The sequence below is a fragment of the Pseudomonas sp. genome (assembly GCF_026224925.1).
GTDB lineage: Bacteria > Pseudomonadota > Gammaproteobacteria > Pseudomonadales > Pseudomonadaceae > Aquipseudomonas.
Genome location: NZ_JAMFRV010000435.1, coordinates 1 through 19193 on the forward strand (window position 1 = coordinate 1; position 19193 = coordinate 19193).

Sequence of the window (19193 nt, forward strand, 5' to 3'; positions counted from 1 at the left end):
GACCACTCACACCCAGGCGCGTTATGCGTTGCCCCCGGTGATCAGTAATTTTATCAAGCAATACCCTGACGTCGCGCTGCACATGCACCAGGGGTCGCCGATGCAAATTGCAGAAATGGCCGCTGATGGTACCGTGGATTTCGCTATTGCTACCGAGGCGCTGGAGTTGTTCGGTGACCTGGTGATGATGCCGTGCTACCGCTGGAACCGTTGCGTCGTGGTGCCCCAAGGTCACCCACTGACCAGGGTCTCCAAGTTGACGCTGGAAACGCTTGCTGAATACCCGATCGTCACGTACGTGTTCGGCTTCACTGGCCGTTCGAAGTTGGATGAAGCATTCAGCCACCGTGGCCTGACGCCGAAAGTGGTATTTACCGCAGCCGATGCCGACGTGATCAAGACCTACGTTCGGTTAGGCCTTGGCGTCGGCATTGTGGCGAAAATGGCAGTGGACTCCAAGCTTGACAGTGACTTGGTGGTGTTGGATGCCAGCGAACTGTTCGAGTCCAGCATCACCAAGATCGGTTTTCGACGCGGTACGTTCTTGCGCGGTTTCATGTGCGATTTCATCGAGAAGTTCGCACCGCACCTGACCCGTGAAGTGATGGCCAAAGCCATTCAGTGCCACAATAAACAAGAGCTTGAAGAGCTGTTCGCCGATGTTGAATTGCCGGTGCATTGATCGGTTTCACGCTTGGAGTGTGGCCTTCACACTCAAACCTTCGCGATCAAATTCCCGGAATGTAATCCGCATTCTTTTTGCGTAGCTTCTTCCCACCACCAACGGCCTTCGCGTTCGTGCTGGTTTGGCAACACCGGGCGGGTGCAGGGTTCACAGCCAATGCTGATGAACCCGCGCTCGTGCAAGGTGTTGTAAGGCAACTCCAGCATGCGGATGTAGCCCCAGATTTCTTCGCTGGTCATTTGCGCCAGCGGGTTGAATTTATACAGGGGCCGCTCTGGTGTAGAAAATGCGCTGTCAATTTCCATGACTGCTACTTCGCTGCGGGTGCTTGGGCTCTGGTCCCGGCGTTGGCCAGTGGCCCAGGCATTCACACCTGCCAGCTTGCGGCGCAGTGGCTCGATTTTGCGGATGCCACAGCATTCGCCGTGGCCATCTTTATAGAAGCTGAACAAACCCTTTTCTTTGACAAACGGCTCCAGCGCGGTCCGTTCCGGCGTCATGAGTTCGATATCAATCTTGTAGTGCTCGCGGGTCTGCTCGATAAACCGATAGGTTTCCGGGTGTAGGCGACCGGTGTCGAGGCTGAAAACTTTGACGTTTTTGTTCAGCTTCCAGGCCATGTCCACCAGCACGATGTCTTCAGCGCCGCTGAAGGAGATCCACACCTCATCACCGAAATGCTCGAAGGCCAGTTTCAAAATATCCTGGGCAGATTTGTTGGCGTATGTCGCGGCGAGGGCGGCGACGTCGAAGGGGTGGCTCATCAGGCGGCTTCCTGTGGTGTATGGCGCTTGGCGCTCGTATGGGCGCGATAGTAGCAAAAAGCTTGAGCCATTTCCCGGTTTGACGGGTAGCGCCGTCGTGATTGAGCCGCTAGAGTGCCGCTTGTTTTGCTGCTGCCTTAATTGATTAGCCTAAATTGAAGTGTACGAGGAGTGATCTGTGGAAATTGCCTGTCTCGATCTGGAAGGTGTGTTGGTCCCGGAAATCTGGATCGCATTTGCCGAAAAAACCGGTATCGAATCCCTGAGAGCCACCACTCGGGATATTCCCGATTACGACGTGCTGATGAAGCAACGTCTACGCATCCTCGACGAACATGGCTTGAAGCTTTCTGATATCCAGGCTGTGATTGCGACGCTAAAGCCGCTGGAAGGCGCCATCGAGTTCGTCAACTGGCTGCGTGAGCGGTTTCAGGTGGTGATTTTGTCGGACACCTTCTACGAGTTTTCCCAACCGCTGATGCGCCAGTTGGGTTTTCCGACCCTGCTGTGCCATCGCTTGATCACCGACGAGACTGATCGGGTGGTGAGCTATCAGTTGCGCCAGAAAGATCCGAAGCGTCAGTCGGTATTGGCTTTCAAAAGTTTGTATTACCGGGTTGTGGCAGCGGGTGACTCATACAACGACACCACCATGCTCGGCGAAGCGGACGCAGGAATTTTGTTCCATGCGCCAGAGAATGTGATCCGTGAGTTTCCTCAGTTCCCGGCCGTGCATACCTTTGAAGACCTGAAGAAGGAATTCATCAAGGCCTCCAATCGTGAGTTGAGTTTGTAATCGTGTTTGGCTGGTGAAACGCCTTCCCGAATAAATTCGGTCCCACAGGGGAGTGTGCTCCCCCCTGTGGGAATGAATTGTTCCTGCTGAGGTTGTGCTCTGTGGGAGCGAATTCATTCGCGAAGAGGCCATTGAAATCACGCAAAAATCAAAGCCCCTGCAGCGTCTCCAGCAATATCCGCACTTTGGTGATCGACTCTTGATACTCGGCCTCGCACTCTGAATCGGCGACGATTGCGCCGCCGCCCCAGCAGGAGACTTGCCCATCCTTTAGCAAAAGGCTGCGGATAGCGATGGAGCTGTCCATTTCGCCACGCACGTCCAGGTACATCAACGATCCGCAGTACAACGCACGGCGTGTCGGCTCCAACTCGTCGATGATTTGCATCGCCCGGATCTTTGGTGCGCCGGTGATCGAACCGCCTGGAAAACTGCCTGCGATCAGGTCAATTGGGTCTTTGTCATCCGCCAGCTCGCCGATCACGCTGCTGACCAAGTGATGCACATTCGGGTACGTTTCCAGGCTGAACAACTCGGGCACCTTTACCGAGCCGATGCGGCAAGAGCGCCCAAGATCGTTGCGCAACAAATCGACGATCATCAGGTTCTCCGCCCGATCTTTATCGCTGACCAATAACTCGGCGGCAAACGCCGCATCTTCGGTCGGATCGATACCGCGCGGGCGAGTACCTTTGATTGGGCGTGTTTCTACGTGCCTGTTGCTGACTTTGACGAAGCGCTCCGGCGATAGGCTGAGCACTGCATTACCGTCGGGCAACGCTATATAGCCAGAAAAAGGCGTTGGACATGCGCTGCGCAGTGCGCAATAAGCCGCCCACGGATCACCTTGATAACTCGCCTGAAAACGCTGGGCGAAATTAACCTGATAACAATCGCCCGCTTGAATATAGGACTGAATGCGTAAGAAGGCGCTTCGGTAATCGCTGGCGCTGAGGTTCCTCGCAAAAGGGGCTGTCAGTGTGAAGGTCGATAACTGAGGGGTTGAGTCCTCAGTAAATAACTTCAGTAAACGTTGCTGCTCCTGCAGCGCCAGTGCCGGATGAAACACCAACTGACTGGTACGTTGCAGATGGTCGCTGACCAGCGCCCAGGCATAAACACCAAGCCTTGCGTCGGGCAGTTGCAAATCATCAATACCTAGAGCGGGGAGAGGCTCCAGGCGCCGACCGAAGTCATAAGCGAGGTAACCGATCACTCCGCCCGCGAACGGTAATGGACAATCGTGCGGTAACTCGGCGCGCCCCAACGTCTCAATGCTTTTACGCACGCGTTGGAGAAATACATGGCCGAGTTCCCCAGCCTCAGCCAGCAGCTCTTCGCAGGGCCAAGCGCTCAGCAGATCAAAGCGCCCTCGATCGGCGATTGGCCATCCACTGTCGAGCAAAATGGCGCCGGGCGCGTGGCGTATCCGCGAAAAATAATCGGATGGATTGGGGCTGTAGGGCAGTGGGTGTACGGCGCAGGTGGGCATTCGAAAAAAATCAGTCATCGGCGTGCGGGCAGCGATTGTAATCCTCCCGTGAGCGGGCTCCTAGGGGGAAACCGACGCCACATGCCCAAATAGCTCTTGCACAAACTTAACCCGTTGTTCGGGGCTTTCCGTCCGGCCTTCAGCGGCCAGTTGTTCCAAGCGTTCTTCCACGGCCCTCGTCCGATGCGTCAAGCCACAATCATTAGCGATCTGAATGTTCAAGCCGGGCCGAGCATTAAGCTCCAGAATCAACGGCCCTTTATCCTGATCCAGCACCATGTCCACACCGATATAACCCAAGCCGCACAGCTCGTAGCATTCGGCGGAAAGCTTCATAAAGCCATCCCAATTGGGCAGTTGCACGCCATCCACGGCATTAGTGGTATCTGGATGTTTGTGGATAATGCTGTTGAGCCAAGTGCCTTGCAGGGTTAAGCCAGTCGCCAGGTCCACCCCCACGCCGATGGCGCCTTGGTGCAGATTGGCTTTGCCGTTGGATTGGCGTGTCGGCAATCGCAGCATCGCCATGACTGGATACCCCATCAACACGATAATGCGGATGTCAGGCACGCCTTCATAGCTGATGCTTTTGAATATCTGATCGGGTTTGACCCGGTATTCAATCAGCGCGCGGTCGCGGTGACCGCCCAGTGAATACAGGCCAGTGAGGATGCTGGAAATCTGATGCTCAATTTCTTCGCGGCTGATGATCTTCCCTGAGATCGTGCGAAAACGCTCTTCGAAACGGTCTGCGATCACCAAAATACCATCGCCACCCGCGCCTTTTGCCGGCTTGATGACGAAGTCGTCGCGGCCACCAATGATCTCGTCGAGGCGTGAAATTTCCTTCTCGGTAGAGATCACGCCGTACATCTGTGGCACATGGATCCCGGCTTGAATCGCGCGCTCTTTGGTGACGATTTTGTCGTCGACAATCGGGTACAAACTGCGTTTGTTGTACTTCAGCACGTAATCTGCATTGCGCCGGTTGATGCCCATGATTCCGCGAGCTTCAAGGGCCTTCCAGGTTTTCCAGAGGCCGATCATTTCACCTGTTCCTTCTCTTCCTTGAGCTCTTTATCGAGGAAGGCTTTGAAACGGAACAGCTCAGTCAGGCGATAGCCGCGATAACGGCCCATGGCCAGCATGAAACCCACCAGAATCAGCAGCACGGCGGGGAAGGTGAAGACGAAGTAGATCAGCTCCGGCACGCTCATGATGATGTGCGCCAAGGAGGCGGCGAACAGCGTGCCGATGGCGACTTTCATGGCATGGCCGCTGCCACGCTCTTCCCAGGTGATCGACAGGCGTTCGATGGTCATGGTCAGAATCACCATCGGGAACAGCGCCACCGACAAACCGCGTTCCAGGCCCAGTTTGTGGCTGAACAGACTGATGGCGGCGATCAGTACTACAACAAAGGTCAGCACCACTGACAACCGCGGCAACATCTGCAGTTTCAAATGCTCAAGATAAGAGCGTAGCGACAAGCCCAGCGCGGTGATGATGGTGAACAGGACAATACCGAATCCCAGCTGCGTCTCTCGAAACGCCAACGCGATCAGCACGGGGGTGAACGTGCCAAGCGTCTCCAGTCCCACCAGGTTGCGCAGGATCAGAATCACCAATACGCCAATCGGGATCATCACCATGATCATAAATGTCTGCTGGGTTTGCAGCGGCAATCCGTACAGCGAATAACCAAGGAAGTCGCCGTTGGTATTGGCGTCGGTCAACTTGGCCAAGCGAATGGCGTTCATTTCGCTGTTGTTCAGCGTGAAGTTAACCGTGACCTTTTTACCGCCCTCGACGCTGATCAGGTTTTCGTCGCCGACCCACCACAGCAGCCGGTCGGTGGGCATGCCTTGTTCGCCGGTGTCCGGGTTGAAGTACAGCCAGGTTTTGCCATTGAAACTGCGTAACCACAGTTCAGGGGTTTGCGGCTGATCGGCCACCAAGCGGATGGTGTGGACTTTTTCAACCGGTACGTGAGCAACGGACAGTAGCAGCTCAGTGATTCGGGCTTTGTTGGCGGTGGCGGTGTCGCCGGCCAGCAGCAGTTTTACGTTGTCATCACCCAGGTTGTTGACCTGCTTGATGGCTTCGGTAATGAATGTTTCGGTGTCGGCCGAGTGCTGGCGAATCGGCGCCAGCAGGGCTTCGGCGGCGATTTTTTCCGGGCCTTCAATGGCAATGCTGTCGCGAAACGTCGGGCCTTTGATTTTCGGTTTGTCACCGCTATAGCGTTTGGTCAGCACCAGTCGGTAATAAAGGGTTTGGTTGCCACTGGCGCGTCGGGCCGACCAGGTGACTTTACGGTTGCCGTCAACACGATTGACGCTGACCCCGTAATTGTTGGAAATAAAGCTTTCGTTAAGACTGACGAAGTCGTGGCTCAGTGGCGGAACGAACATCTGGATCTTGACTGGGTCTTTAGGGTTGGCGACGAACTCGACTTTGGCGTCGATGTTCCACAGGTCGTCGGTTTCATCTTCGGTGACCGGGATGCCGAGAGCGAGAATCTGATAAGCCGTGATCGCTATCCCCAAGGTCACCAGGACGGCAATCAAGATTCTCAAATGGAGGGTGATGGAGCGCATGGGTATTACTCTGCGATATGAGCGACGGTAGCGCAGGCAGGTTTGCCGGCCGCGTATTTAAGACTGGGGTCGATCAGCGCATCAAAATGCTTCAGTGCTTCTGAACCAATTAAAAGCGGGTATTGGAAAGCACTTCTATCAGTCAAGTTCACTTCTATGGTTCGTAAAGTATTCCCCAGGCACACATCCAGGCTGATTACCGGGCGCGCGGTGTATTTCTTGTCGTCATCGGGGTCGTAATCGCTGGCTCGGCGTTTGATCCGGCTGTCTCGGGCCAAGGGGCGTTCAATAGGGTGTGCGTGGGCGTCATCGATGGCCAGGTAAAAACGTACCCAGTGTTCGCCGTTGCGCTTGAACCGTGTGATGTCACGAGCGCTCAAGGACGCCGTTTTGGCGCCGGTGTCGAGTTTCGCCGCCACTTCCAGATCAATGTCCGAAAGGGTCGCGTATTCGTTCAGGCCATACACGGTCTTGTCAGCGGCGGCGCTTACACCGGGCACAAGCAATAAACAGAGGAGGGTGAGGAGGCGTTTGAGTCTCATAGGTCCTGGCGCAATAAATGACAAACATGTTCAGCAACATGCGCTCGACCTTCCTGGCCTGACATGCAGCGCAGGCGGGTAATGGAGCCAGGCAATGAAGTCGGTTCAGTCTGCCGATGCGCGCGGCATTCTAGCATGAAGGTTTTACCGTGTTGGGCTCGTGGCGCACAGTAGGAAATATCCGTCGCAATTGGGTGCCATGTTAGACGATTGTCGACAGTGTTGTTTTTTACATTGACGTATTTGCCTTTTATGGCTAGTTTTAGCGCCATTGGCGACCAAGGTGTTGACACTATGTTGGATGAGGCTGAAATAGCAGGCTCTATGCAGGATGATTCCGAGACGTTGTCTGAAAACGTCTTCCGACGCATCCAGGCGGCTATCGTCAAAGGCGATATTGCGCCGGGCAGCAAGATCTCAGAGCCTGAGTTGGCACGCACCTATGGCATCAGTCGCGGGCCGTTGCGTGAAGCGATCCATCGCCTGGAAGGGCAACGCCTGCTGGTGCGTATCCCCCACGTCGGTGCCCGAGTGGTTTCCCTGAGTCATGCCGAACTGATCGAACTCTACGAAATCCGTGAATCGCTGGAAGGCATGGCCTGTCGCCTGGCCGCTGAACGCATGACCACTGAAGAGATTGACGAGTTGCGCCGGGTCCTCGATACCCATGAGCGCGACGCGGCGTTTCAGGCGGGCGTTGGCTACTACCAGCAGGAAGGCGACTTCGATTTTCATTACCGGATCATTCAGGGCAGCGGCAATCAAACCCTGGCACAGATGCTTTGCGGCGACATGTACCAACTGGTGCGCATGTACCGCATCCAGTTCTCTGCAACGCCCAATCGTCCGCGGCAGGCATTTGCCGAACACCACCGAATTCTGGATGCCATCGCCGAGCGTGATGGCGAACTGGCTGAACTGTTGATGCGCCGACACATCGGCGCATCGAAACGCAACATTGAGCGCCACTATCAAGCCGCTCCACACTCCACAGCCCGAGGTGAAAAATGAGCAATAACAATACTCCCGGCCAGCGCTTCCGTGATGCCGTCGCCAACGAACACCCGCTGCAAGTGGTCGGCGCAATCAACGCTAACCACGCGCTGTTGGCCAAACGCGCCGGCTTCAAAGCTATTTATCTGTCGGGTGGCGGTGTGGCTGCCGGTTCATTGGGCCTGCCAGACCTCGGCATTACCGGGTTGGACGACGTGCTGACCGACGTACGGCGGATCACCGATGTCTGCGACCTGCCACTGTTAGTTGATGTCGACACCGGCTTTGGCTCGTCAGCCTTCAACGTGGCGCGCACTGTGCGCTCGATGATCAAGTTCGGCGCAGCGGCTATTCATATCGAAGATCAGGTCGGCGCTAAACGTTGCGGCCATCGCCCCGGTAAAGAAATTGTCTCGCAGCAGGAAATGGTCGACCGGATCAAAGCCGCGGTTGATGCCCGCACCGACGACAGCTTTGTGATCATGGCGCGTACCGATGCATTGGCCGTCGAAGGCTTGGAGTCTGCACTGGACCGCGCTGCCGCGTGCATCGAAGCCGGCGCCGACATGGTGTTTCCGGAAGCCATTACCGAGCTGGAGATGTACAAACTGTTTGCTGCCCGGGTGGGTGTGCCGATTCTGGCCAACATCACTGAATTCGGCGCCACGCCGCTGTTCACCGTCGATGAATTGAAATCCGCCGATGTTTCTCTGGTGCTGTACCCGTTGTCGGCGTTCCGTGCCATGAACAAGGCGGCAGAAAACGTTTACGGTGCGATCCGCCGCGACGGCACCCAGAAAAACGTAGTGGACACCATGCAGACGCGCATGGAGTTGTACGACGCGATTGATTACCACACCTTCGAGCAAAAGCTCGACGCACTCTTCGCTAACAAAAAATGATTTGAACGTTGATCCGGGCATAACCTGTCCGGACGCAATTGCCGTGTGCAGTTCAATGGTGCTCCCGAATAATTTCAAGATTGGAGAAAGCAATGGCTGAAGCAAAAGTGTTGAGCGGGGCTGGCCTGCGGGGCCAAGTCGCCGGGCAGACTGCGTTGTCGACCGTCGGCCAAGAAGGCGCTGGCCTGACGTACCGTGGCTATGACGTGCGTGAACTGGCCGCCGAGGCGCGTTTCGAAGAAGTGGCGTATCTGCTGCTGTATGGCGAATTGCCGACTACAACCCAATTGGCTGCTTACTTGAAGAAGCTGCAAGGTCTGCGTGATTTGCCGCAAGCCTTGAAGGAAGTGCTAGAGCGCATTCCTGCCGACACCCATCCGATGGACGTGATGCGCACCGGCGCGTCGATGCTCGGTACGCTAGAGCCGGAAGCGAGCTTCGACCAGCAACGTGACAGCACTGACCGACTGTTGGCGGCGTTCCCGGCGATCATGTGCTACTGGTACCGTTTCAGCCACGATGGCGTTCGCCTGAACTGCGTGACAGACGAAGAATCCATCGGCGGGCATTTCCTGCAGTTGCTGCTGGATAAAAAACCTAGCGAACTGCACCGTAAAGTGATGGACGTATCACTGATTCTCTACGCCGAACACGAATTCAACGCCTCGACCTTCACCGCGCGAGTCTGTGCCTCGACCCTGTCGGACCTTTATTCGTGCATCACTGCCGCCATCGGCACCTTGCGCGGACCGTTGCATGGCGGCGCCAACGAAGCTGCCATGGAAATGATCGAGCGCTTCGGTTCGGCTGAAGAGGCGGTCAAAGGCACGCTGGCGATGCTGGAGCGCAAAGACAAGATCATGGGCTTCGGTCACGCGATCTATAAAATCTCCGATCCGCGTAACGAAGTGATCAAAGGCTGGGCGAAAAAGCTCGCCGACGAAGCGGGTGACACTGTTCTGTACCCGGTCTCCGAAGCTATCGACAAAACCATGTGGGAGCAGAAAAAACTGTTTCCGAATGCTGATTTTTACCACGCCTCGACGTACCACTTCATGGGCATTCCAACCAAGCTGTTCACGCCGATCTTTGTCTGCTCGCGCCTGACAGGCTGGGCGGCTCACGTCTTCGAACAGCGTGCCAACAACCGTATTATCCGTCCAAGCGCCGAGTACATCGGTGTCGAGCAGCGCAAGTTCGTGCCAATCGAACAACGCTGATCGGGAGCAGGGGAGTGGTGCAATGCTGTACCGCTCCCTGACCCTTTGGCCCCGATCCTTGAATAAAGCCCGTGATTGAGTCCCCATCGCCATGAATAGTGAATTTCGCAAGAACCTGCCCGGCACCCGGCTGGATTATTTCGACACCCGCGCTGCGGTGGAGGCCATCAAGCCGGGGGCCTACGACACGCTGCCGTACACCTCCCGCGTGTTTGCCGAAAACCTGGTGCGCCGTTGTGACCCTGCAACCCTGAACGCATCGTTGGGCCAGTTGATTGATCGCAAGCGTGATCTCGACTTCCCGTGGTTCCCGGCGCGCGTCGTCTGCCACGATATTCTTGGGCAAACCGCACTGGTCGATCTTGCTGGTTTGCGCGATGCGATTGCTGCCCAAGGTGGTGATCCGGCGTTGGTCAATCCGGTGGTGCCGACACAACTGGTGGTTGACCACTCGCTGGCCGTCGAGCATGGCGGTTTTGAGAAGGATGCGTTTGAAAAGAACCGTTCGATTGAAGACCGTCGCAACGAAGACCGCTTTCACTTCATCAACTGGACCAAGAAAGCCTTCAAGAACATCGACGTGATTCCACCCGGTAACGGCATCTTGCACCAGATCAACCTTGAGCGGATGTCGCCGGTGATTCAGGTGCTCAATGGCGTGGCGTTCCCAGACACGTTGGTTGGCACCGACAGCCACACGCCGATGGTTGATGCGCTTGGCGTGATCGCCATTGGCGTCGGCGGCCTTGAAGCTGAAAGCGTTATGCTCGGTCGCGCCTCATGGATGCGCCTGCCGGATATCATCGGTGTTGAACTCAGCGGCAAGCCGCAAGAAGGGATCACCGCCACCGACATCGTATTGGCTCTGACCGAGTTCCTGCGCAACCAAAAAGTCGTCTCGTCTTATCTGGAATTTTACGGCGTGGGCGCTTCGCACCTGACCTTGGGTGACCGCGCGACCATTTCCAACATGACCCCGGAGTTTGGTTCTACGGCGGCCATGTTCTACATCGACAAACAAACCATCGATTACCTGAAACTCACCGGGCGCGATGATGAACAGGTTCGCTTGGTCGAGTTGTATGCCAAGGAAACCGGTTTGTGGGCCGACAGCCTGAAAAACGCCGAATACGAGCGCGTGATTTCTTTCGACCTGTCCAGCGTAGTGCGTAACATCGCCGGGCCGTCGAACCCGCACAACCGCGTGCCAACCTCTGAATTGGCAGCGCGTGGGATCAGTGGCGTCGTCGAGAATGAACCAGGTTTGATGCCAGATGGCGCGGTGATCATCGCCGCGATCACCAGCTGCACCAACACCAACAACCCGCGCAATATGATTGCCGCCGGGTTGCTGGCACGTAACGCTAACCGCTTGGGCCTGACGCGTAAGCCGTGGGTGAAAACCTCACTGGCGCCCGGCTCGAAAACCGTGACCTTGTATCTCCAGGAAGGTGGTTTGCTCTCGGAGCTGGAACAGCTGGGCTTCGGCGTCGTCGCTTATGCGTGCACCTCGTGCAACGGCATGTCTGGCGCACTGGACCCGGTCATTCAACAGGAAGTAGTGGACCGCAAGCTGTATGCGACAGCGGTATTGTCCGGTAACCGTAACTTTGACGGGCGGATTCACCCGTACGCGCAGCAGGCATTCCTGGCTTCGCCACCGTTGGTGGTCGCCTACGCCATTGCCGGGACGATTCGTTTCGACATTGAAAAAGACGTATTGGGCATCGACGCCGATGGCAATTCGGTGACCTTGAAGGACATCTGGCCGACTGACGAAGAAATCGATTCGGTATTTAAAGCCAGCGTCAAGCCCGCGCAGTTCAATCAGGTCTACATCCCGATGTTCGCCATCCAGGAAGACGACGGCGTCAAAGTGGGTCCGCTTTACGACTGGCGTCCACAAAGTACCTACATCCGTCGTCCGCCGTATTGGGAAGGCGCGCTGGCCGGTGAGCGTACGCTGACCGGTATGCGCCCGCTGGCTGTGCTGCCGGACAACATCACCACTGACCATTTATCGCCGTCCAACGCGATCATGCTCGACAGCGCCGCCGGTGAATACCTGGCGAAAATGGGCCTGCCGGAGGTGGACTTCAACTCTTACGCCACGCACCGCGGTGATCATTTGACCGCACAGCGCGCGACCTTTGCTAACCCGCGCCTGCGTAACGAAATGGCCATGGTCGACGGCAAGCTCAAAGAAGGCTCCCTGACCCGTATCGAGCCTGAAGGTCAGGTCACGCGCATGTGGGAAGCCATCGAAACCTACATGGAGCGCAAGCAGCCGCTGATTATTATTGCTGGCGCGGATTACGGCCAGGGTTCATCCCGCGATTGGGCAGCCAAAGGGGTGCGTTTGGCGGGTGTTGAAGCTATCGCTGCTGAAGGTTTCGAGCGTATTCACCGGACTAATTTGGTGGGCATGGGCGTGTTGCCGCTGGAGTTTAAGCCGGGGGTCAATCGCACCACGCTGGGCATCGACGGCAGTGAAACATTCGACGTGATCGGTGAGCGCATTCCGCGTACCACCCTGACACTGGTGATCAATCGCAAGAACGGCGAGCGACTCGAAGTACCGGTCACCTGCCGTTTGGACACTGCGGAAGAGGCGTCGATCTACGAAGCGGGTGGTGTGCTGCAACGTTTCGCACAAGACTTCCTCGAATCGGCCACGGCTTAAGCCATACAGGACATCTATTCCATGGCTCACCCAGCACAAATCAAGATAGCCGCCACCTACATGCGTGGCGGCACTAGCAAGGGCGTGTTCTTTCGCCTGCAAGACCTGCCCGAAGCGGCACAGATTCCGGGCGCGGCGCGGGATGCGTTGTTGTTGCGGGTGATCGGCAGCCCCGATCCGTACGACAAGCAAATCGATGGCATGGGTGCGGCGACGTCCAGCACCAGCAAGACTGTGATCCTGTCGAAAAGCATCAAGGCTGATCATGACGTCGATTACCTGTTTGGTCAGGTGTCCATCGACAAGCCGTTCGTGGATTGGAGCGGCAACTGCGGCAACCTTTCTGCGGCAGTCGGACCGTTTGCCATCAGCAATGGCCTGGTGGATGCCAGTCGTGTCCCGCACAACGGCGTGGCCATCGTGCGTATCTGGCAAGCCAACATCGGCAAGACGATTATTGCCCATGTGCCGATTACCGATGGCGCGGTGCAGGAAACCGGTGACTTCGAACTGGACGGTGTGACTTTTCCTGCCGCTGAGGTGCAGCTGGAATTCATCAATCCGGCTGCCGAAGAAGAGGGTGCGGGCGGTTCGATGTTTCCCACGGGTAACCTGATCGATGAGCTGGAAGTGCCCGGCGTTGGGACGTTGAAGGTGACGATGATCAATGCAGGCATTCCGACCATATTTGTCAACGCACAAGACATTGGCTATACCGGTACCGAGCTGCAAAGCGATATTAACGGCGACCCCAAGGCGCTCTCGAAGTTCGAGACTATTCGTGCTTACGGCGCGCTGCGTATGGGGCTGATTCAGCACCTTGATGAGGCTGCCACACGTCAGCACACCCCCAAGGTCGCCATTGTCGCGGCACCGGCTGGTTACACGGCGTCCAGCGGCAAGGCAGTCGCCGCCGCTGACGTTGACCTGTTGGTCCGCGCCATGTCCATGGGCAAACTGCACCACGCGATGATGGGTACCGCAGCCGTAGCCATCGGCACAGCAGCGGCGATTTCCGGGACCTTGGTTAACCTCGCGGCAGGTGGAAGTAAGCGCAGTGCCGTGCGTTTCGGTCACCCGTCCGGCACCTTGCGCGTCGGCGCCGAAGCCACTCAGGAAAACGGTGAGTGGAAAGTTACCAAGGCCATCATGAGCCGCAGTGCGCGGGTGTTGATGGAGGGGACGGTGCGAGTGCCTGGTGATGTGATTTAAACCTGAAAAACTTCGCGAACAAGTTCGCTCCTACAGGGGGAATGCGATCCAACTGTGGGAGCGAACTCGTTCGCGAAGAGGCCCGCGCAGACAGCACAATCTATGCATCAAACGGAGGTATTGACGATGAGCGCCAACGTTGAACTAAACAACCGTCCAGACTACGACAAGGTCCTGCAGGACATTGCCGACTATGTGCTGGATTACAAGATCGAATCGAAAGAAGCGCTAAACACCGCGCGCAATTGTTTGATGGATACCTTGGGTTGTGGGTTGTTGGCGCTGCGTTTTCCCGAGTGCACCAAACACTTGGGCCCGATTGTTGAAGGCACTGTCGTCCCTTTCGGCGCTCGCGTCCCCGGTACCAGCTATCGTCTGGACCCGGTCAAGGCTGCGTGGGACATTGGCTGTATCGTTCGCTGGCTTGATTACAACGACACTTGGCTGGCGGCGGAGTGGGGTCATCCTTCGGACAACCTCGGCGGCATTCTTGCGGTGGCGGATCATCTGTCGCAAAAACGCGTGGCCAATGGCGATGCGCCGCTGACCATGCGTGCGGTGTTGGAGGCGATGATCATGGCCCATGAGATTCAAGGCGTGATTGCCCTGGAAAACTCCTTCAACCGTGTGGGTCTTGATCACGTCCTGCTGGTGAAGGTAGCGTCTACTGCTGTGACTGCCAAATTGATGGGGGCTAACCGCGAGCAACTGCTGTCGGCGCTATCCCATGCCTTTGTCGATGGTCAGGCGCTGCGCACCTACCGGCATGCGCCTAACGCGGGCTCGCGTAAATCCTGGGCGGCGGGCGATGCCTCAAGCCGGGGCGTGCGTCTGGCGGACATCGCCATGCGCGGTGAGATGGGCATTCCCGGTGTATTGAGTGCGCCGCAGTGGGGCTTTTACGACGTGTTGTTCAGCCATACCAACAACGACCTGGCGCTTAAACCCGAGGACAAGCGCGCGTTTAGCCTGTCCCAGGCCTACGGCACCTATGTGATGGAAAACGTGCTGTTCAAAATCAGCTTTCCCGCTGAGTTTCATGCCCAGACGGCGTGCGAAGCAGCAGTGACGCTGCACCCGCAGATCAGGAGTCGCCTGAGCGAGATCGACAGAATCGTCATTACCACCCATGAATCAGCGATTCGGATTATTTCCAAGCAGGGCAAACTGGCCAATGCCGCCGACCGTGATCACTGCATTCAGTACATGGTGGCCGTGCCATTGGCCTATGGCGATCTGGTTGCCGAGCAGTACGAAGACGACTTCCACGCCGCGCATCCGATCATTGACCAGCTGCGCGATAAGATGGTGATCGTTGAGGATTCCCGTTATACCCGCGAGTATCTGGAAGCAGATAAACGCTCGATTGCCAACGCAGTTCAGGTGTTTTTCAAGGACGGGTCGAGCACTGAGAAGGTAGAGGTCGAATACCCGATCGGCCACCGCCGGCGCCGCGTTGAAGGTATTCCGTTGCTTGAAGACAAATTCAACAGCAATTTGGCGACTCGGTTCACCGCCCAACGCAGCGCTGAGATCTTTGCGCTGTGTAAAGATCAGGAGATGCTGGAGACCATGCCAGTTAATCGGTTTGTGGATTTGTTCGTGATTTGACCAGTGGGACCGAATTTATTCGGGAAAACATCGTGTCAGGCACAGGCGATGCCGGATGTGAAATTCATTCCCGAATAAATTCGGTCCCACAGGATTTTTGAGTTGCCCAAGTTCGGACGCGGTTATTTAAATCTACGCTCCACGCCTTTTTCCACGAGGATTTTTGCGGAAATCTCTTCTACCGAAAAGTGCGTGGAATTTATATGCGGGATGTTTTCGCGACGGAACAAACTTTCTACTTCGCGCACTTCGAATTCGCATTGCGCGTAGCTGGAATAACGGCTGTTGGGTTTACGTTCGTGACGAATAGCCGTAAGGCGATCTGGATCAATAGTCAGGCCAAATAATTTGCTACGATGCTCCTTGAGCGCGGCAGGCAATTGCAGGCGCTCCATGTCGTCTTCGGTCAGCGGATAATTCGCGGCACGAATCCCGAATTGCATGGCCATATACAGGCAGGTTGGGGTTTTACCGCAGCGTGAGACGCCCACCAGAATCAGGTCGGCCTTGTCGTAATAGTGCGTGCGTGCGCCATCGTCGTTGTCCAGGGCGAAGTTCACCGCCTCGATGCGCTCCATGTAATTGGAGTTGTGTCCGATAGAGTGAGATTTCCCCACTGAGTAGGATGAGTGTGAACTAAGCTCTTGCTCCAGCGGGGCGAGGAATGTCGAAAAGATATCGATCATGAAACCATTGGACGTCGCCAGGACTTCACGAATTTCCTGATTCACAATGGTGTCGAAAATGATCGGTCGAAGCTCGTCCTTGTCCCCGGCGGCGTTGATCTGTTGTACCATTGCGCGCGCCTTTTCGACGCTGTCGATGTAGGGCCGCGTGAACTTGTTGAAGGTTATGTTTTCGAATTGCGCTAACAAGCTTTGACCGAGGGTCTCGGCAGTAATGCCTGTGCCGTCGGAGATAAAGAAAGCAGATCGTTTCATTTGCGCCGGGGCCTTAAGCTGATGTCGATTGTTAGATATGATAGGCCCGCTGGCGGACCTTGAGCGTCGGCATTCTCACTTATTTTGCAGGTCCAGGCCACACACGCTCGGAACCGCTCTTGTAGTTTCAGCGCCCTGAGCTTTTCCCAACACAGTTAGTGGAGAGATCACCTTGGTAGAGTACGTAGTTTCCCTCGATAAGCTCGGCGTCCATGATGTAGAGCACGTGGGGGGCAAGAACGCATCCCTCGGCGAGATGATCAGCAACCTCGCGGGTGCCGGTGTTTCGGTTCCCGGTGGCTTCGCCACTACGGCTCAAGCGTATCGTGATTTTCTTGAGTTAAGCGGTTTGAATGATCAGATCCATGCGGCCCTCGATGCCCTCGATGTCGATGATGTCAACGCGTTGGCCAAGACCGGTGCGCAAATTCGCGCCTGGATCATGGACGCCGAGTTTCCCGAGAAACTCAACGCGGAAATCCGCACTGCCTTCGCCGAACTGTCGGCGGGCAACCCTAATCTGGCCGTCGCCGTGCGCTCTTCGGCCACCGCTGAAGATTTGCCAGACGCCTCGTTCGCGGGCCAGCAAGAAACCTTCCTGAACATCCGCGGCGTTGAAAACGTCATTCGTGCGGCAAAAGAAGTGTTCGCCTCGTTGTTTAACGACCGAGCCATCTCTTATCGCGTGCATCAAGGCTTCGACCACAAGTTGGTCGCGTTGTCGGCTGGCGTGCAGCGCATGGTTCGCTCCGAAACCGGTACTGCTGGCGTTATGTTCACGTTGGACACCGAATCTGGTTTCCGCGACGTCGTGTTCATCACCGGCGCTTACGGCTTGGGCGAAACCGTGGTTCAGGGCGCAGTGAACCCGGACGAGTTCTACGTTCACAAAAACACCCTTGAAGCTGGTCGTCCTGCGATCTTGCGCCGCAACCTGGGCAGCAAGGCGATCATGATGATCTACGGCGACGAAGCCAAGGCCGGTAAATCGGTCAAGGTTATCGATGTACCGCCTGCTGATCGCGCACGGTTCTGTCTGAGCGATGCGGAAGTCAGCGAACTGGCTAAGCAAGCAATGATCATCGAAAAGCACTACAAGTGCCCGATGGACATCGAATGGGCCAAAGACGGTGACGATGGCAAGCTGTACATCGTTCAGGCACGTCCTGAAACCGTGAAAAGCCGTACTTCGGCCAACGTCATGGAGCGTTACCTGCTCAAGGAAACCGGCACTGTATTGGTGGAAGGCCGCGCAATCGGTCAGCGGATCGGCGCCGGTAAGGTGCGGATCATCAAAGATGTTTCCGAGATGGACAAGGTCCAGCCGGGCGACGTGCTCGTGTCGGACATGACTGACCCGGATTGGGAACCAGTGATGAAGCGCGCCAGCGCCATCGTCACTAACCGTGGCGGCCGGACGTGCCATGCGGCAATCATCGCTCGCGAGCTGGGTATTCCGGCAGTTGTGGGCTGCGGCAACGCCACTGAACTGTTGAAAGACGGGCAGGGCGTCACCGTTTCGTGTGCTGAAGGCGACACCGGTTACATCTTCGAGGGTGAGTTGGGCTTCGACATCAAGAAGAATTCTGTTGATGCCATGCCTGATCTGCCGTTCAAAATCATGATGAACGTCGGTAACCCCGACCGCGCATTCGATTTTGCCCAGTTACCCAACGCCGGTGTTGGCTTGGCGCGACTGGAGTTCATCATCAACCGCATGATCGGCGTTCACCCGAAAGCGCTGTTGAATTACGCCGGTTTGCCGCAGGAAATTAAAGACAGCGTCGACAAGCGCATTGCTGGCTACGACGATCCGGTCGGGTTTTACGTCGAGAAACTAGTAGAAGGCATCAGCACCCTCGCTGCTGCGTTCACGCCGAAGAAGGTCATCGTGCGTTTGTCGGACTTCAAGTCCAACGAATACGCCAACTTGATCGGTGGCAAGCTGTACGAGCCAGAAGAAGAAAACCCGATGTTGGGTTTCCGTGGCGCTTCGCGTTATATCAGCGAAAGCTTCCGCGACTGCTTCGAACTGGAATGCCGCGCGCTTAAGCGGGTGCGCAATGATATGGGCCTGACCAACGTCGAAATCATGGTGCCGTTTGTGCGGACCTTGGGCGAAGCGAGCCAGGTCATTGACCTGCTGGCTGCCAACGGTTTGGTACGGGGTGAAAACGGTCTGCGCATCATCATGATGTGCGAATTGCCGTCCAACGCGATTCTGGCTGAAGAGTTTCTTGAATTCTTCGACGGCTTCTCGATTGGCTCCAACGACCTGACCCAGCTGACATTGGGCCTGGATCGTGACTCCGGGATCATCGCCCACCTGTTCGACGAGCGTAACCCTGCGGTCAAAAAGCTCTTGTCCAACGCGATTCAGGCGTGCAACAAGGCTGGAAAATACATCGGTATCTGCGGTCAGGGCCCTTCCGATCACCCGGATCTGGCGCGCTGGTTGATGGATCAAGGCATCGAAAGTGTCTCGCTGAACCCGGACTCCGTCTTGGAAACATGGTTCTTCCTGGCTGAAGAACAAGCTCCGGTCTGATGGGCTCACGAGTGCTGTAGCACGTGCTAAACCCCGGCCCACTTAGGTGGGTCGGTCACATTCTGGTAAGGCGGTTTTCAGGAACCGCCTTTTTTGTGCAAGAGCAATATGCAAAGCAGCAGCGATCTCTTTCCAGTGGCCTTGATCAGCGCCGAACGTCGTGGCGATCTGATTGAGGACGTATACCGTTTAAAACCCGCCAAC

General features: G+C 56.3%; 16 protein-coding genes. 10 read left to right on the top strand and 6 right to left on the bottom strand.

Features of this window, described 5'->3' with window-relative positions; genetic code table 11:
* The coding region (locus M0974_RS18775; protein WP_297840040.1) for a LysR substrate-binding domain-containing protein at nucleotides 1-682 on the top strand (682 nt) is incomplete at its 5' end.
* 32 nt (nucleotides 683-714) lie between these two features.
* Here the strand turns inward: M0974_RS18775 and M0974_RS18780 are convergent.
* Complete coding sequence (locus M0974_RS18780; RefSeq protein ID WP_297840041.1) at nucleotides 715-1449, bottom strand: phosphoadenylyl-sulfate reductase; 735 nt, start codon at nucleotides 1447-1449, stop codon at nucleotides 715-717.
* A 178-nt stretch (nucleotides 1450-1627) separates the two neighbouring features.
* On the opposite strand from M0974_RS18780, the gene thrH reads away from it, so the two are divergent.
* The gene (gene thrH, locus M0974_RS18785; protein WP_297840044.1) at nucleotides 1628-2245 is read left to right on the top strand and encodes a bifunctional phosphoserine phosphatase/homoserine phosphotransferase ThrH; all 618 of its coding nucleotides are present in this window, start codon (nucleotides 1628-1630) and stop codon (nucleotides 2243-2245) included.
* Between the two features lie 148 nt (nucleotides 2246-2393).
* On the opposite strand, the gene pabB is transcribed toward thrH, so the two are convergent.
* The 4 genes from pabB to M0974_RS18805 are packed head-to-tail and all read right to left on the bottom strand — an operon-like array spanning nucleotide 2394 to nucleotide 6879.
* Complete coding sequence (gene pabB / locus M0974_RS18790; RefSeq protein WP_297840075.1) at nucleotides 2394-3737, bottom strand: aminodeoxychorismate synthase component I; 1344 nt, start codon at nucleotides 3735-3737, stop codon at nucleotides 2394-2396.
* Between the two features lie 60 nt (nucleotides 3738-3797).
* Nucleotides 3798-4781, bottom strand: a complete 984-nt coding sequence (locus tag M0974_RS18795) for an alpha-L-glutamate ligase-like protein (protein ID WP_297840079.1) — start codon at nucleotides 4779-4781, stop codon at nucleotides 3798-3800.
* Nucleotides 4781-6337 (bottom strand): inactive transglutaminase family protein, encoded by a 1557-nt coding sequence (locus tag M0974_RS18800; RefSeq protein ID WP_297840047.1) that lies wholly within the window; start codon nucleotides 6335-6337, stop codon nucleotides 4781-4783. Before M0974_RS18800 ends, M0974_RS18795 begins: the two co-directional genes overlap by 1 nt.
* 5 nt (nucleotides 6338-6342) lie before the next feature.
* A complete protein-coding gene (locus M0974_RS18805) occupies nucleotides 6343-6879 on the bottom strand; it encodes an ATP-dependent zinc protease (RefSeq protein ID WP_297840050.1) in 537 nt (178 codons plus the stop codon).
* 294 nt (nucleotides 6880-7173) lie between these two features.
* On the opposite strand from M0974_RS18805, the gene M0974_RS18810 reads away from it, so the two are divergent.
* From M0974_RS18810 to prpD, 6 genes are all read left to right on the top strand, one after another.
* A complete protein-coding gene (locus M0974_RS18810) occupies nucleotides 7174-7890 on the top strand; it encodes a GntR family transcriptional regulator (RefSeq protein WP_297840081.1) in 717 nt (238 codons plus the stop codon).
* On the top strand, nucleotides 7887-8774 hold the full coding sequence (gene prpB, locus M0974_RS18815; protein ID WP_297840057.1) for a methylisocitrate lyase: 888 nt from the start codon (nucleotides 7887-7889) through the stop codon (nucleotides 8772-8774). The genes M0974_RS18810 and prpB overlap by 4 nt, the downstream gene beginning before the upstream one ends.
* A gap of 92 nt (nucleotides 8775-8866) precedes the next feature.
* Nucleotides 8867-9994 (top strand): 2-methylcitrate synthase, encoded by a 1128-nt coding sequence (prpC, locus tag M0974_RS18820; protein WP_297840058.1) that lies wholly within the window; start codon nucleotides 8867-8869, stop codon nucleotides 9992-9994.
* A 91-nt stretch (nucleotides 9995-10085) separates the two neighbouring features.
* The gene (gene acnD / locus M0974_RS18825) at nucleotides 10086-12677 is read left to right on the top strand and encodes a Fe/S-dependent 2-methylisocitrate dehydratase AcnD (RefSeq protein ID WP_297840063.1); all 2592 of its coding nucleotides are present in this window, start codon (nucleotides 10086-10088) and stop codon (nucleotides 12675-12677) included.
* A gap of 21 nt (nucleotides 12678-12698) precedes the next feature.
* Complete coding sequence (gene prpF, locus M0974_RS18830; protein WP_297840065.1) at nucleotides 12699-13889, top strand: 2-methylaconitate cis-trans isomerase PrpF; 1191 nt, start codon at nucleotides 12699-12701, stop codon at nucleotides 13887-13889.
* 126 nt (nucleotides 13890-14015) lie between these two features.
* Nucleotides 14016-15500 (top strand): 2-methylcitrate dehydratase, encoded by a 1485-nt coding sequence (prpD, locus tag M0974_RS18835; protein ID WP_297840069.1) that lies wholly within the window; start codon nucleotides 14016-14018, stop codon nucleotides 15498-15500.
* 122 nt (nucleotides 15501-15622) lie between these two features.
* Here prpD and M0974_RS18840 read toward each other — a convergent pair whose 3' ends face one another.
* Nucleotides 15623-16441, bottom strand: coding sequence for a pyruvate, water dikinase regulatory protein (locus tag M0974_RS18840; protein ID WP_297840070.1), 819 nt, complete (start codon nucleotides 16439-16441; stop codon nucleotides 15623-15625).
* 172 nt (nucleotides 16442-16613) lie between these two features.
* On the opposite strand from M0974_RS18840, the gene ppsA reads away from it, so the two are divergent.
* The gene (ppsA, locus tag M0974_RS18845; protein WP_297840072.1) at nucleotides 16614-18989 is read left to right on the top strand and encodes a phosphoenolpyruvate synthase; all 2376 of its coding nucleotides are present in this window, start codon (nucleotides 16614-16616) and stop codon (nucleotides 18987-18989) included.
* Nucleotides 18990-19097: 108 nt separating this feature from the next.
* Nucleotides 19098-19193: hypothetical protein (locus tag M0974_RS18850; protein WP_297840084.1), on the top strand; the 96-nt coding region annotated here is incomplete at its 3' end.